The 14,500-nt window shown below is 68.1% G+C and carries 15 protein-coding genes; 8 read left to right on the forward strand and 7 right to left on the reverse strand.

The window, feature by feature from the left end; all coding sequences use genetic code 11:
• The 5 genes from VF536_RS05090 to VF536_RS05110 form a co-directional block, all read left to right on the forward strand.
• Nucleotides 1–1,057, forward strand: a 1,057-nt coding sequence (locus tag VF536_RS05090; RefSeq protein ID WP_331613719.1) for a PLP-dependent aminotransferase family protein, incomplete at its 5' end; no start/stop codon positions are given.
• Between the two features lie 63 nt (nucleotides 1,058–1,120).
• Entirely contained in the window at nucleotides 1,121–1,936 is an 816-nt protein-coding gene (gene proC / locus VF536_RS05095) for a pyrroline-5-carboxylate reductase (RefSeq protein WP_331613720.1), read from the forward strand.
• A 7-nt stretch (nucleotides 1,937–1,943) separates the two neighbouring features.
• A complete protein-coding gene (locus tag VF536_RS05100) occupies nucleotides 1,944–2,504 on the forward strand; it encodes a chorismate--pyruvate lyase family protein (protein ID WP_331613721.1) in 561 nt (186 codons plus the stop codon).
• Nucleotides 2,504–3,679 carry an HPP family protein gene (locus VF536_RS05105; protein WP_331613722.1) on the forward strand — a complete coding sequence of 392 codons (1,176 nt, stop codon included), beginning with the start codon at nucleotides 2,504–2,506 and terminating at the stop codon, nucleotides 3,677–3,679. The genes VF536_RS05100 and VF536_RS05105 overlap by 1 nt, the downstream gene beginning before the upstream one ends.
• Before the next feature lie 78 nt (nucleotides 3,680–3,757).
• The gene (locus tag VF536_RS05110) at nucleotides 3,758–4,408 is read left to right on the forward strand and encodes a DUF4337 domain-containing protein (protein WP_331613723.1); all 651 of its coding nucleotides are present in this window, start codon (nucleotides 3,758–3,760) and stop codon (nucleotides 4,406–4,408) included.
• Nucleotides 4,409–4,418: 10 nt separating this feature from the next.
• Here the strand turns inward: VF536_RS05110 and ubiA are convergent, their stop codons facing one another.
• Entirely contained in the window at nucleotides 4,419–5,336 is a 918-nt protein-coding gene (gene ubiA / locus VF536_RS05115; RefSeq protein WP_331613724.1) for a 4-hydroxybenzoate octaprenyltransferase, read from the reverse strand.
• Between the two features lie 156 nt (nucleotides 5,337–5,492).
• Here ubiA and VF536_RS05120 point away from each other — a divergent pair, with 156 nt between their 5' ends.
• Entirely contained in the window at nucleotides 5,493–6,668 is a 1,176-nt protein-coding gene (locus tag VF536_RS05120) for a helix-turn-helix domain-containing protein (protein WP_331613725.1), read from the forward strand.
• Nucleotides 6,669–6,674: 6 nt separating this feature from the next.
• A complete protein-coding gene (locus VF536_RS05125) occupies nucleotides 6,675–7,280 on the forward strand; it encodes a hypothetical protein (RefSeq protein ID WP_331613727.1) in 606 nt (201 codons plus the stop codon).
• Here the strand turns inward: VF536_RS05125 and VF536_RS05130 are convergent.
• The 5 genes from VF536_RS05130 to VF536_RS05150 form a co-directional block, all read right to left on the reverse strand.
• Complete coding sequence (locus tag VF536_RS05130; RefSeq protein WP_331613728.1) at nucleotides 7,264–8,241, reverse strand: branched-chain amino acid ABC transporter permease; 978 nt, start codon at nucleotides 8,239–8,241, stop codon at nucleotides 7,264–7,266. The genes VF536_RS05125 and VF536_RS05130 overlap by 17 nt on opposite strands.
• Nucleotides 8,238–9,125 (reverse strand): branched-chain amino acid ABC transporter permease, encoded by an 888-nt coding sequence (locus VF536_RS05135; RefSeq protein WP_088408004.1) that lies wholly within the window; start codon nucleotides 9,123–9,125, stop codon nucleotides 8,238–8,240. Before VF536_RS05135 ends, VF536_RS05130 begins: the two co-directional genes overlap by 4 nt.
• 20 nt (nucleotides 9,126–9,145) lie before the next feature.
• Nucleotides 9,146–10,354, reverse strand: coding sequence for an ABC transporter substrate-binding protein (locus VF536_RS05140; protein WP_331613729.1), 1,209 nt, complete (start codon nucleotides 10,352–10,354; stop codon nucleotides 9,146–9,148).
• A 98-nt stretch (nucleotides 10,355–10,452) separates the two neighbouring features.
• Entirely contained in the window at nucleotides 10,453–11,163 is a 711-nt protein-coding gene (locus VF536_RS05145; protein ID WP_331613730.1) for an ABC transporter ATP-binding protein, read from the reverse strand.
• On the reverse strand, nucleotides 11,163–11,933 hold the full coding sequence (locus VF536_RS05150) for an ABC transporter ATP-binding protein (protein WP_331613731.1): 771 nt from the start codon (nucleotides 11,931–11,933) through the stop codon (nucleotides 11,163–11,165). Before VF536_RS05150 ends, VF536_RS05145 begins: the two co-directional genes overlap by 1 nt.
• Before the next feature lie 399 nt (nucleotides 11,934–12,332).
• Here VF536_RS05150 and VF536_RS05155 point away from each other — a divergent pair, with 399 nt between their 5' ends.
• Nucleotides 12,333–13,298 (forward strand): MBL fold metallo-hydrolase, encoded by a 966-nt coding sequence (locus VF536_RS05155; protein ID WP_331613732.1) that lies wholly within the window; start codon nucleotides 12,333–12,335, stop codon nucleotides 13,296–13,298.
• Here the strand turns inward: VF536_RS05155 and VF536_RS05160 are convergent, their stop codons facing one another.
• Nucleotides 13,299–14,315, reverse strand: a complete 1,017-nt coding sequence (locus VF536_RS05160; RefSeq protein ID WP_331613733.1) for a LysR family transcriptional regulator — start codon at nucleotides 14,313–14,315, stop codon at nucleotides 13,299–13,301. It abuts the gene before it with no gap.
• Nucleotides 14,316–14,500 lie beyond the last annotated feature (185 nt).

Below are 14,500 nucleotides of genomic sequence, written 5' to 3' on the forward strand. Positions count from 1 at the left end.
GACCCGCGCGCTGGCCTTGCACGGCCAGCGCCTGCTGCGCCGCCGACCCGAGATCCTCGGCACCCAGCCGGATCCGCAAGGCCTGCTCGCGCTGCGCCAGGGCCTCTCGCGGCTGGCGCTGAACGCGCAGATCCAGCTCGATCCGGCCCAGCTCGTCATCACGCATGGCTGCACCGAGGCGCTCGGTGTCGCGCTGCGCGCGGTGACCATCCCCGGCGACGCGGTGGCGGTCGAGTCGCCGACCTATTACGGCCTGCTGCAGCTGCTCGAGAGCCTGGGCCTGCGCGCGCTGGAGATCCCGACCAGCCCGCACACGGGCCTGTCGGTCGAGGCCTTCGAGGCCGCCGCGATGCGCGAGCCGCGACTCAAGGCGGTGGTCGTCGTGCCCAACCTGCAGAACCCGCTCGGCGCGGTGATGCCCGATGCGGCCAAGCAGGCGCTGCTGGCGGTCTGCGAGGCCCGCGACCTGGCGCTCCTCGAGGACGACACCTACGCGCTGCTGTGCGAGACGCCGCAGCGCGCGATCAAGTCCTGGGACACGACGGGGCGGGTGATCTTCTGCTCGTCGCTGCACAAGACGCTGGCGCCCGGCATGCGGGTGGGCTGGATCGCGGCGGGGCGCTGGCAGCCGCGCGTGGAGATCCTCAAGTACGCGCAGAGCCGGCCCAACGAGATGCTCGGCCAGGCCATCCTGGCGGAGTTCCTGGCCGGCGGACAGATCGAGCGCCACCTGCGTGCGCTGCGCGCAAAGCTGGCGACGCAACGTGAGCAGATGGTGGCGGCGCTGTCCGACGAACTGCCGACCGGCACGCGGCTCAGCCTGCCGCCGGGCGGACCCAGTCTGTGGGTCGAGTTGCCGGAGGGCCTGTCCTCGCTTGCGCTGTTCGATGCCGCGCTGGAGAAGGGCATCCGGCTGGGGCCGGGGTTGATGTACTCGAACTCCGAGCGCTTCGACAACTTCATCCGCATCAACGCCGGCAATCCGATGGACGACGCGCAACGCCGCGCGATCGGGACGCTGGGCGAGCTCTGCGCGTCGATGCTGAGAGCGCGTTGATGGCGCGCTGAGCGCCCGAGGCGCGCCCGCTCCTGCTCCGGGGCGGGACTAAACTGCCCGCCCATGAGTTCCTGCATCGCATTCATCGGCGGAGGCAACATGGCCAGCGCCATCGTCGGCGGCCTGCGCCGGGCTGGTTTCCCGGCCGAGGACCTGCTGGTGGTCGAGCCCTTCGAGGCACAGCGCGAGCGCCTCGCCGCCGACTTCGGCATCCGGCCGCTCGCGGCGGCAGACGCCTCGCTGTCCCGGGCCCGCGCCGTCGTCTGGGCGGTGAAGCCTCAGCTGTTCCAGGAAGCTGCCGTACCGGTGGCGCCGCATGTCGGCAGTGCGCTGCAACTCTCGGTGATGGCGGGTCTGCGCAGCGACGCGATCGCACGCGCCACCGGTGCGTCGCGCGTCGTGCGAGGCATGCCCAACACGCCAGCGCTGATCGGACAGGGCATCACCGGCCTCTTCGCCAGTGAGGCTGTCACCATCGACGATCGCGCGCTGGTCGAGCAACTGCTGCAGCCGACCGGCCGCACGGTATGGGTCGACAACGAGGGCGACCTCGACACGGTCACTGCGCTCTCGGGCTCGGGGCCGGCCTACTTCTTCTTCCTCGTCGAGCACATGGTCGCCGCGGCACGCACGCTGGGCCTGGACGAGGCCAAGGCGCGCGAGCTCGCGCTGGCCACCTGCGGCGGCGCCGCGGCGCTGGCGCTGCAGTCGAGCGATTCGCCGACCGCCTTGCGCGAGAAGGTGACATCCAAGGGCGGCACCACGCACGCCGCGATCACCAGCCTGCGGGCCGACGGCGTCGGCGAGGCGGTCGAACGCGCCGTGAAGGCCGCGCATCGGCGCGCTGGCGAGTTGGGCGACGAGTTCGGCCGCGCTTGATCCATCCATGGGAATTGCTGATCGCTGGGGCCTGCGCGCGTGGCTGCGCGCGCCGGGCTCGTTGAGCAAGCGCCTGGCCGCGACTGGCCGTCGTTACGAGGTCCAGGTGTTGCGCCAGACCACCGCGCCGCTGCGGCCGCAGGAGCGCGCCGCGCTGGGGCTGCCCAGGCGTGGCCTGACGCTGGTGCGCGAGGTGCTGCTGCGCGTCGACGGCCAGCCCTTGGTGTGGGCGCGTTCGGCGGTGCACGGCCACGCGGTGGCCGGCCCGTGGAAGGCGCTGAAGGGACTGGGCAGCCGGCCGCTCGGCCATCTGCTCTACGACGACCCTCGCATCCATCGCAGCGAGCTGCAGCCGCGCCGCGTCACGCGGCACGGTGCGACGCACCGCCAGATGCAGCGCCAATGGCTCGCGGCCACGGGGACCGAGGCGCCCGCGCAGATGCAGTGGTCGCGCAACTCGGTCTTCACCCGGCACGGGCAGCAGCTGCGAGTGATGGAGATGTTCGTGCCCGACGTCGCGCTGCGCGATCCCGGACCGCTGCGGCGCAAGTCGAAGGCGCGCCGGTGATGGATCGATTCCGCCATTGGCTGCAGGCGTTCCGTCCGGCGCCGATGCGCGTCGACGCGCGCGAACGGCTGCGCGTGGTGGCCGGTGCGATCGCGGGACTGCTGCTGACGGGCGTGCTCACGGAACTGCTGTCCCGCCACATGCCGGGCGTGCCGTGGCTGATCGCCCCCCTGGGCGCGAGCGCCGTGCTCGTGTTCGGCGTGCCGGCGAGTCCGCTGGCGCAGCCGTGGGCGGTGATCGCGGGCAACACGGTGTCGGCGCTGGTCGGCATCGCCTGCGCACACCTGTTCGGCGGCACGCCGGAGCTGGCCGCCGCGATCGCCGTCGGCGGCGCCATCGGGCTGATGTTCCTGCTGCGCTGCCTGCACCCGCCGGGTGGCGCCGCGGCCTTGCTCATGGTGCTCAGCGGCGTCCACGACTGGCACTTCGCGCTGGATCCCGTGCTGCTGAACTCGGTGCTGATGGTGCTCGCCGGCATGGCCTACAACGGCGTCACCGGCCGCAGGTACCCGCACCCGCAGACGACGATCACCGCCGCGCCGCCGAAGGGTGGCACCGCAGGTGCGGCCGGCGCAGCGGGCGGGGCGACGGGAGACGCACCGCCGTTCACCGGCGTCGACCTGGACACGGTGCTGGCGCACTACAACCAGGTGCTGGACATCCCGCGGGACGACCTGCAGGCGATCGTCGACGAGGCTGCGCTCCTGGCGGCGCGGCGACGGATCACGACGCTGCGCTGCGCGGACGTGATGTCGCGCGATGTGAAGGCGGTGGCGTGGGGCACGCCCTTGCAGGAGGCGTGGTCGATGCTTCGGGCGCATCACATCAAGGCGCTGCCGGTCGTGGACCGGGCCCGGCGGGTGGTCGGCATCGTGACCCTGGCCGACTTCATGCGTGGTGCTTCGCTGGACGTGCACGACGACTGGGCGGCGCGGCTGCGACACCTGATCCGTCCGACGCCGACCACGCACAGCGACAAGCCTGAAGTGGTCGGGCAGATCATGAGCCGGCAGGTGCGCGTGGCCAGCGCGGACCGGCCGCTGGCGGAACTGGTGCCGCTGTTCGCGGCGACCGGGCACCATCACATCCCCATCGTCGGCGACGAGGCGAGGCTGGTCGGCATCCTGACGCAGTCGGATCTGGTGGCGGCGCTGGCGCGCGTGGACGGGCTCTGAGCGGCACCTGAACCGCGGCGGCATGACGCCTAAGCCGTGACTAAGCGGACGTACAGGTCCCGCTCAGCTTCGCTCGTTATGCTGCCGCGGTCCTTGTTGAAGACCGCGCCGCCGATGGACATCGATCCCGACGAACTCATCGAAACCGCCCGCCAGGCCAACGAGCAGGCGGAGGCCCCGACACCGCAGTCCCGGCTCAACGTGTCGGTCGCGCTGACCGTCGCGCTGCTGGCGACCTTCATGGGCATCTGCAAGATCAAGGACGACAACATCGGCCAGGGCATGCAGCAGGCGCAGGCGGACAAGATCGACCACTGGTCCTTCTACCAGGCGCGCAACGCGCGGGAGGAGGTCGCCAAGGCCGCGCTGACGCAGCTGAAGCTGCAGGCGATCGGAGCGCCGGCGTCGGCCGCCGGCGGCTACCGCGAGGCCATCGCGCACTACGAGGCGCTCGCCGCGGACCAGGCCGCCAAGAAGGACGAGCTCCGCAAGCAGGCCGAGGCCGACCAGCAGCGCTACGACGCGCTCAACTACCGGGACGACCAGTTCGACCTGTCCGACGCGCTGCTGGCCATCGCGATCGCGATGCTGGCGGTCACCGCGCTGACGCAGCTGTGGTGGCTGTACGCGGCGGCGATGGTGCCGACGGTCTTCGGTGTGCTGATGGGCGTCGCGGGACTCGCCGGGTGGCCGCTGCACCCGGACGCGATCGTGCAGTGGTTGTCGTGAGCCGGATCGCTCAGCGCAGCGCCAGATCCGCCACCGTCCCCGCGAAGATCGCGAAGCCGACCCAGTGGTTCTCGCGGAAGGCCTTGAAGCAGCCGTCGCGGCTGCGGTCCTTGATCAGCGTGTAGTGCCAGACGACCTGCGCCGCCGCGACCGCGAGGCCGGCCAGGAACCAGTGGCCCATGCCCAGGCGCAGGCCCAGCACGGCCCACAGCGCGAGGAACGCGACGTAGAAGGCCATCACGCCGATGACGTCGAAGCGGCCCAGCGTCAGCGCCGAGGTCTTGATGCCGATGCGGATGTCGTCGTCGCGGTCGACCATCGCGTACTCGGTGTCGTAGGCCAGCACCCAGAACAGGTTGGCGACCAGCAGTCCCCATGCGGCCAGCGGGACCGAGGCGCTGATCGCCTGCAGGCTCCACTCGCGGCCGCCGAGCGCCGCGGAGAACGCCATCGGGATCCCGAACGAGAACGCCACGCCGAGCACGGCCTGTGGCATCGAGACCCAGCGCTTGGTGAACGGGTAGAGGATGGTCACCGCCAGCGCGGCGAAGGACAGCAGGATGGTCGGCGGATTCGTCGTCAGCACGAGCGCGAAGGCGATCAACGCGAGCACGGCGCCGAGCACGAGCGCCTGCTTGACGGAGATCAGCCCCGAGGTCACTGGCCGCTGCGCGGTGCGCTTGACGTGCTTGTCGAAGTCGCGGTCGGCGACGTCGTTGACGGCGCAGCCCGCGCTGCGCATCAGGAAGGTGCCGATCGTGAAGACCAGCAGCAGATGCCAGCCCGGCCAGCCGTCGGCGGCCATCCACAGCGCGGCCAGCGTCGGCCACAGCAGCAGGTAGGTGCCGGCCGGCCGGTCCCAGCGGATCAGGTTCAGGTACAGCGACAGACGCGACGGCGCGGCGGGAGCGGGGGCTGCGGAGGTCATGGTCGTCATTGTCGCGCCGCCTGGTCAGCTCGCGCCGCTGGTTGAGGTGCGTGTGTCCGCGCTCCGCCATGCTCGTGAAATCGAGCCTTAAGTCGATAAGGCTCGATTTCACGAGCATCACCACGTCACCGCACCACCACGCACAGACTCCAAAACTTGAAAAAACTTGATCGAGAAAAACCGTTCACCGATAATCCACCGTCTATGCACAAGGTTGCCCACAGCGAGAACATCAAAGCCGCACTCGCGCAAAAGGGGTGGACGCAGAAGCAACTCGCTGAAGCATTGGGCGTGTCAGCCCAGGCGGTGACGTTGTGGCTCAAGGGAGAGGGGCTGCCGCGACCAGACAAGTTGCTGAAGCTCGCGACGACGCTGCGGCTTTCGCTGGGCCAACTGGTCTACGCCGACGATCCTGATCGCCCGGTGGTCGCTTTCCGAAAGCGGGCGGCGACGAAGACCACGCAACAGCATGTCGACGCCGCAGTGACGCGGGGAAAATTGCTGCGTGCGCTGGTTCCTTCGCTGCCTGAGCTCAGGGCGCTCCGGACGGAGTTGCCAAATCCGAGCGTCGGCTATGCGGACCTGCAACGAGCCGTCACCCAGACGCGCGCCAAGCTGGGAATCGGCCAGGACGCCCGGTTGGCGTACTCGGTGCTGATCAGCGAGTTCGCTGCGAACGACGCCTTCATCGTGCCGGTGCTGTGGGGCGAGAAGAGTCGTCACGAAAATGCGCTTCACATCCTGCTGCCAGCCACGCGCGTGACTTTCATCTATCTGAATCTCGACGCGCGGATTGAGGACTTCAAGTTCTGGATGGCGCATGAATTGGCCCATGTCTACACGCCGCCGCTGGCAGGCACCGACGAGGGTGAGGACTTTGCCGATGCATTTGCAGGAGCGCTGCTGTTCCCGCAGGCCCTTGCCGAGAAGGCGTGGAGGGAGGCCAGCAGCGCCCGACGCAAACTGGAAATCGTCGCGGCCTTGAGGCGTCACGCGGCGGAGCACGAGATCTCTCTGTTCACCGTTTATTGCCAAGTTCAGGCCTATGCGGAGGCACACGCCTTGAAGCCGCTCGTTCTGAACGAGGCGATCGATATTCACGCCGTCCGCAGCGCGATACGAGGCACGACTGTGGCGCAGGACCTGTTCGGTACCGCGCCGCCGGATGCATCTGCCTACTTGGCGGCAGCGCAGAACGTGTTTCGCAGCGAGTTCTTCCCGTCATTGCAACGGATGTTGAAGGGTCAGGACATCGGGGCCGCGTATCTGCAGCAGATTCTCGATCTGCCGTTGGCCGATGCGACCTCTCTCCACGCCGCTCTGATGAGGTGAACTCCGTTGACGCGGCTGCTGCTCGATACCTGCGCGTACCTTCGTCTCGCGCGTCGTGTAAAGCCGCTGCTCGGCATCGCATTCGGACAGAAGCAGTATGTCTTGACCGTCTTGCCCGACGTCGAAAACGAGGTCCTGCGCAGCGGCCGCTTGCGCCATCTCTTTCCTTGGTTCTCGACTGATGAAGCGGTCGCCGCGGAGCGCTTGGCGCAAGCTGTCCGGCTGAACAGGCAGGGCCTGCAAGAGCTCGACGTTGCGGCCAAATTCCTCCATGACTGGGTGGTGGAGGAAGTCTTGAGCTTCACGTCCAGGGGGCGAACGCCGCCCAGTCCGGTCGACTGCAGGGTGCTTGCGTTTGGTCAGGTCCATGGTGCGGCCATCGTCACGGACGATCTGGCCATGCACGATCTGGCGGCGACGTTCGAGATCGAGGTCATGCACGGCCATGAGTTGTTGGCCAAACTACGCACGGCAAAGATGATCGACAACGATCTCGTGCGGGAGATCTACGAAGCCCTGGAGCGCAACGGCGACCTCCCGGTCACCTGGCGGACTGCAAAGCACAAGGCCTTCATCAAGGTGTTCGGTCCGGGCGTCAGGTCCGCTTCCTGAGCCGCTCCACCAAAGCACCCGCCTCGCCCACCAGCCCGCGCCGGAACGCCAGCACGCAGACGATGAAGATCAGTCCGGTGACCAGGCTGACCGATTCGCCCAACCCGGTGAACCATTGGATGCCGGTCAGATTGGCCAGCCACTGGCCGAGGTCGCCGATCTTGTTCTCCAGGGCGATGATCACGAGCGCCCCGACGATCGGCCCGACCATGGTCCCCATGCCGCCCACCAGCGTCATCAGGATCACCAGGCCGGACGTCGTCCAGATCGCGTCGGTCAGCGTCGCGAAGCCCAGCACCAGCGTCTTGGTCGCGCCCGCCAGCCCGGCCAGCGCCGCCGACAGCACGAAGGCCATCAGCTTGAACCGCGCCGCGTCGTAGCCCAGCGAAGTCGCGCGCGCCTCGTTCTCGCGGATCGAGGTCAGCACCTGCCCGAAAGGCGAGTGCACCGTCCGGTAGATCAGCCAGAAGCCGAAGATGAAGATCGCCAGCACCAGGTAGTAGAGCGCGCTGTCGCTCTCCAGGTTGATGCCCAGCAGACTGCCGCGCGGCACCGACTGCAGGCCGTCCTCGCCGCCGGTGAACGGCGCCTGCAGGAAGTAGAAGAACAGCATCTGCGCCAGCGCCAGCGTGATCATCGAGAAGTAGATCCCCGAGCGCCGGATCGCCAGCAGCCCGAACACCAGCCCCGCGACCGCCGCCATCAGCGTGCCGAAGGCGATGCCCACCAGCGGCGGGAAACCCCAGACCTTCATCGCGTGCCCCGCGGCATAGGCCGCGGCACCGAGGAAGGCCGCGTGGCCGAAGCTCAGCAGCCCGGTGAAGCCGATCAGCAGGTTGAAGGCGCATGCGAACAGCGCGTAGCACATCACCTTCATCGCGAAGATCGGATACACGCCCAGGAAGGGCAGCAGCGCGATGGCGATGAACAGAGCGGCGTAGCCCAGCGGTTTCTTGTTCATTTCTCTTTGCCGAACAGGCCGGCGGGACGCACCAGCAGGACCAGGGCCATGACGACGAACACCACCGTGTTGGACGCCTCCGGATAGAAGACCTTGGTCAGGCCTTCGACGACGCCCAGCCCCAGGCCGGTCAGGATGGAACCCAGGATGGAGCCCATGCCGCCGATCACCACCACCGCGAAGACGACGATGATCAGGTTGGAGCCCATCAGCGAGTTCACCTGCAGGATGGGTGCGGCCAGCACCCCGGCGAAGCCCGCCAGCGCCACGCCGCCGGCGTAGGTCAGCGTCACCAGCCGCGGCACGTTGACGCCGAAGGCCTGCACCAGCTTCGGGTTCTCGGTGCCCGCGCGCAGCGTCGCGCCCAGCGAGGTCTTCTCGATCAGCACCCACACGCCCAGGCACACCACCAGCGAGGCCACCACCACCCAGGCCCGGTAGTTCGGCAGGATCATGAAGCCCAGGTTGGTCGCGCCCGACAGCGCCTCCGGCGCCGAGTACGGCTGCCCGCCGACGCCGAAGAAGGAGCGGAACACCCCCTCGATCACCAGCGTCAGCCCGAAGGTCAGCAGCAGGCCGTAGAGGTGGTCCAGCTTGTAGAGCCACTGCAGCAGCAGCCGCTCGATGACCAGCCCGAACACGCCGACGATCAGCGGCGCGATCAGCAGCATCGCCCAGTAGTTGATGCCGAAGTACTCCAACCCCATCCACGCCAGGAACGCGCCCATCATGTAGAGCGCGCCGTGGGCGAAGTTGATGATGTTCAGCATGCCGAAGATCACCGCAAGCCCCAGCGACAGCATCGCGTAGAACGAGCCGTTCACCAGCCCCAGCAGGAGCTGGCCGAGCAGCGCCGGCAACGGGACGCCAAAGAAATCGGTCATGCGGTGTCTCCGGCCTCAGCTCACTTCTTGACCAGCGGGCACTTCGAGTCGGCCAGCTTGGTGAACGCGTCGTCGCCCGCGATCCGGGTCACGACCTTGAAGTAGTCCCACGGCTCGGTGGACTCCTTCTGCGTCTTCACCTGCAGCAGGAACATGTCGTGCACGCCGCGGCCGTCTTCCTTGCGGATCGTGCCCTTGGTGTAGAAGTCGTTGATCGGCGTGGCCTTCATCTGCGCCACCACCTTGTCGCCGTCGTCGGACTTGGTCGCCTCGACGGCCTTCAGGTAGTGCGACACCGCCGAGTAGTCCGCCGCCTGCAGCGACGAGGGCATGCGCTTCATCTTCTCGAAGAAGCGGCGCGCCCAGGCACGCGACTCAGGACTCTGGTTCCAGTACCAGCTGTCGGTCAGGTACATGCCCTCGGTGGTCTTCAGGCCCAGCGAGTGCACGTCGTTGATGAACATCAGCAGGCCGGCCAGCTTCATCGTCTTGGTGATGCCGAACTCGTTGGCCGCCTTCACCGCGTTGATGGTGTCGCCGCCCGCGTTGGCCAGGCCCAGGATCTGCGCCTTGGAGCTCTGCGCCTGCAGCAGGAAGGAGGAGAAGTCGCTCGCGTTCAGCGGGTGCTTCACCGCGCCCAGGACCTGGCCGCCGGACTTGGCCACCACCGCCGAGGTGTCGGCCTGCAGCGAGGTGCCGAAGGCGTAGTCCGCCGTCAGGAAGAACCAGGTCTTGCCGCCCGACTTGGTCACCGCCGCGCCGGTGCCGTTGGCCAGGGCCACCGTGTCGTAGGCGTAGTGGATGGTGTAAGGCGTGCATTCCTCGTTGGTCAGGCGCGAGGTGCCGGCGCCGATCGAGATGAAGGGCTTCTTCTTCTCCGCCGCGACCTTGGCCATCGCCAGGCTGGTGCCGGAGTTGGTGCCGCCGATCAGCAGGTCCAGGCCTTGCGTGTCGAACCACTCGCGCGCCTTGGAGGCGGCGACGTCGGCCTTGTTCTGGTGGTCGGCGAAGACCAGTTCGATCTTCTTGCCGGCGACCTGGCCCTTCGCGTCGGCGATGGCCATGCGGATGGCCTCCACGCCGCCGGCGCCGTCGATGTCGGCGTACACGCTCGACATGTCCGTGATGATGCCGATCTTGATCGTGTCGCCGGAAATCTGCGCCTGCGCGCCAAGACTGCCGCAGGCCAGCACCGAGGCCAGGGCAACGGTTTTGAGGGTCGTCTTCATCGCTTGTCTCCTTGTTCTAACGGCCTCAACGGGCCCATGCGGGTTTCAGACTCGAAGCTCGGGAAATCAGTAGGCAGATGTCGGTCTGCGGATGGGGGTCACACGCTCAGCAGTTCGTCGAGCAGCGCGCGCTTGCTGTCGAGCTGCGCGGCGCTGAAGGACTCGACCACCTGGCCGTGTTCCATCACGACGAAATGGTCCGCCAGCGGCGCGGCGAACCGGAAGTTCTGTTCCACCATCACGATGGTGAAGCCCTGCGCCTTCAGCGCGGTGATCATGCGGGCCAGCGCCTGGACGATGACCGGGGCCAGGCCCTCGGAGATCTCGTCCAGCAGCAGGATGTCCGCGCCGGTGCGCAGGATGCGGGCCACGGCCAGCATCTGCTGCTCGCCGCCCGACAGCCGCGTGCCCGGGCTGTGGCGGCGCTCGGACAGGTTGGGGAACATCGCGTAGATATCGTCCTCGGACATGACCTTGCCGCGACCGCTCTTGAAGACCGGCGGCAGGCGCAGGTTCTCCTCGGTGCTGAGCGAGGCGAAGATGCCGCGCTCTTCCGGGCAGTAGCCCAGGCCGAGGCGCGCGATGCGATGCGTCGGCAGCGTCACGCTCTCCTGGCCGTGGACCTTGATCGAGCCGCTGCGGCGGTCGGTCAGGCCCATGATGGCGCGCAGCGTCGTCGTGCGACCGGCGCCGTTGCGGCCCAGCAGCGTCAACACCTGACCCTGCGGGATCGCCAGGTCGATGCCGTGCAAAATGTGGCTCTCGCCGTACCAGGCCTGAAGCCCTTTGATCTCGAGCGCGTAGGCCATCAATGGGCTCCCTGGAGCTCAGTGGCCTCGGAGCCCATGTAGGCCTCCAGCACCTTCGGATGGCGGGACACGGTGGCGTAGTCGCCCTCGGCCAGCACCGCGCCGCGGGCCAGCACGGTGATGCGATCGGCGATGCTGCTGATCACCTTCATGTTGTGTTCCACCATCAGCACCGTGCGCCCTTCGGCGACGCGCTTGATCAGCGCGGTGACGCGGTCCACGTCCTCGTGGCCCATGCCCTGGGTCGGTTCGTCCAGCAGCATCAGTTCAGGTTCCATCGCCATCGTCGTGGCGATCTCCAGCGCGCGCTTGCGGCCGTAGGGCAGGTCGGCGGCGCGCAGCGCGGCCATGTCGCGCAGGTCGACGAGTTCCAGCAGCTCCAGCGCGCGGCCGTCCAGCTTGGACAGGCCGCCCAGGCCCTTCCAGAAGTGGTAGCTGGTGCCGGTGAAGCGCTGCAGGCCGATGCGGACGTTCTCCAGCACCGTCAGGTGCGGGAACACCGCGCTGATCTGGAACGAACGGATCACGCCGCGGCGCGCGATCTGCGCGGGCTTCTCGCCGGTGATGTCGTGTCCGTTGAAGAGGATCTGTCCGCGGGTGGGCGTCAGGAACTTGGTGAGCAGGTTGAAGCAGGTGGTCTTGCCGGCGCCGTTCGGACCGATCAGCGCGTGGATATGCCCACGCTGCACTTGCAGGTCGACCGAGTCCACGGCGGTGAAGCCTTTGAACTCCTTGGTCAGTTTGCGTGTCTCCAGGATGAGGTTGCTCATCGGCGCAAGGGTGGGCGCCGGTGGTCCGGTGCCTCTGTAGTGGAGCCAGGAATATAGGGGCCCTGGTGGGGACCCTCGACAGCGTAAAACCCTTTACGCAGCATTGCGCAAGGGCTAACCCTCGGGCCTCTGTGGGCGCAGCGGCGCGGGGGTTCCACATGACGCCGCACCTGTCTTTCACGAGGCTGACGTCGCGGGGCCAGGACGTGCCACAACGCGGTCGCGCTGCGACCGTGTCGCCGGAATCTCCTGCAGGAGAACGCTGCTTCTACCGATGGAGGCGGGCGCGACGCGGAGCGGGTGGCTATGCTGCGCGCCTGCCTGGATGCAGGACCCTCGCGGTGCCCGTCGCGACGAGACGGACCGCTACACAAACATGACATGCACAGGAGCTTCCGCATGACCCGTTTCATGACCCGTTCCGGCAAGTTCGCCGCCCTTGGACTCGCGATCGCACTGGCTGCTGCGGGCGTGCAGGCGGCCGCGCCGCAGGTGAAGACGCAGGCGCCGGGCTACTACCGGCTGATGCTGGGCGACTTCGAGATCACCGCGCTGAGCGACGGCACCGTCGATCTGCCGGTCGACCAGCTGATGGACAAGGCCAAACCCGGCGTGGTGGTGAAGGCCTTGAGCAAGAACTACCTGAAGCCGCCGGTCGAGACCTCGATCAACGGCTACCTGATCAACACCGGCACCAAGCTGGTGCTGATCGACACGGGCGCCAACGGCGTGTTCGGTCCGACGACGGGCAAGCTGCTCGCCAACCTGAAGGCCGCCGGCTACCAGCCGGAGCAGGTCGACGAGGTCTACATCACCCACCTGCACCCGGACCATGCCGCCGGCCTGACGAAGGACGGCCAGGCGGTGTTCCCGAACGCCGTGGTCCGGATGGACCAGCACGACGCCGACTACTGGCTGAACACGGCGAATGCGGCCAAGGCCGCGCCGGGCCACAAGGACTTCTTCGGTGCGGCGATTGCGGCGTTGAAGCCGTACCAGGACGCGGGCCGCCTGAAGCCGTTCAGCGGCGAAACCGAGCTCGTGCCGGGCATCCGCACGCACGCGTCCTACGGCCACACGCCGGGGCACACGGTCTACATGGTGGAGAGCCAGGGCCAGAAGCTGGCGGTGTGGGGCGACCTGATGCACGTCGCGGCGGTGCAGTTCCCGGACCCGTCGGTCACGATCAACTTCGACAGCGACTCGAAGCAGGCGATGCCGCAGCGCCAGAAGGCCTATGCGGACGCGGCGAAGAACGGCTACTGGGTCGCGATCGCGCATGTGTCCTTCCCGGGCCTCGGCCACGTGGCCGCGGACGGCAAGGGCTATCGCTGGGTGCCGGCGAACTACAGCGTCAAGCCGTGATCAGCTGAGACGGGCGGAGCCGCCGGCCTCGACGTGACGTTCGAGGCCGGCGACCAGCACGTCGAACACCGCCCGGCATCGCGGGCTGTCCCGCAGGTCCTCGTGCATCGTGACCCAGGTCTCCAGCGGGATGCTGAGCTCGGCCTCCAGCACGCGACGCAGCGCTGGATCGCGCTTCGCGAGCGCGACCTGGCAGAGCCCCAGCCCCGCGCCCGCGCGGATCAGCGCGAGCTGTGCGAGGTCGCTGTCCGCGCGTAGCGCGAAGTGGTCGCGATCCATCCCCGGGAAGCGCCGCGCCAGCTCGCGGACATAAGGCGCCGGCTGGTCGTAGCCGATCAGTGCGTGGTCGCCTGCGGTCAAGGTCTTCATCGAGTCCGGCGTCCCGTGCGCCGCGAGGTAACGCTCGTGCGCATGCAGGCCGACCTCGATCACGCCGACGCGCCGCGCGATCAACTGCTCCTGCTTCGGCGGCGTCATGCGGATCGCGATGTCGGCCTCGCGTCGCAGCAGGTCCTGCACCCGGTTGCTCAACACCAGCTCGACGATCAGCGCCGGATGGCGCTCGCGCAGTTCAGCGATCAGCGGCGGCAGCACCTCCACGCCGATGACCTCGCTCGCGGTCACGCGCACGATGCCGCGCACGCCGTCGCCGTGACTGCGCGCGGTGCGCTCCAGCGCGGCCGCCGTGCTGTCCATCGCCTCCGCGTAGGGCCGCAGCGCGAGCGCCGCTTCCGTCGGCAGCAGGCCGGCGGGCGTCCGCACGAAGAGCGACTGCCGCACCTGCGCTTCCAGCGCCGCCACATGACGGCCGACGGTCGGCTGCGTCAGGTCCAGCGCCCGCGCGGCCCCTGACAGCGAGCCCTCCCGCAGCACGCCCAGGAAGGAGCGGTACCACTCCCAGGCGATGCCGGCGCTGGAGGACGTGCCGGCTGCCGTGCCAGTATCAGTGGCGGCGTCGGTGTCGACGCCGGCCGGGGAGGGGGTCTGCGTTGTCCGCGGGGAGGTCTTCGAAGCCATGCAGAAATGTATAGCCGCCCATTGATGCTCGGTAATTTTCAGGAAAGACGCCTTTTCCCAGAATCCATCCCATGCCTTCACCCAACAGGACCGGCGCGGTCCAACAGGAGCTGACGATGGATGCGATGACCTCGATGGATGCGATCGGCGTGCTGGCCGCGATGACCGCGGTGGCGCGGCGGACG

It is taken from the genome of Roseateles sp. (genome assembly GCF_036486225.1).
Classification (GTDB): Bacteria; Pseudomonadota; Gammaproteobacteria; order Burkholderiales; family Burkholderiaceae_C; genus Roseateles.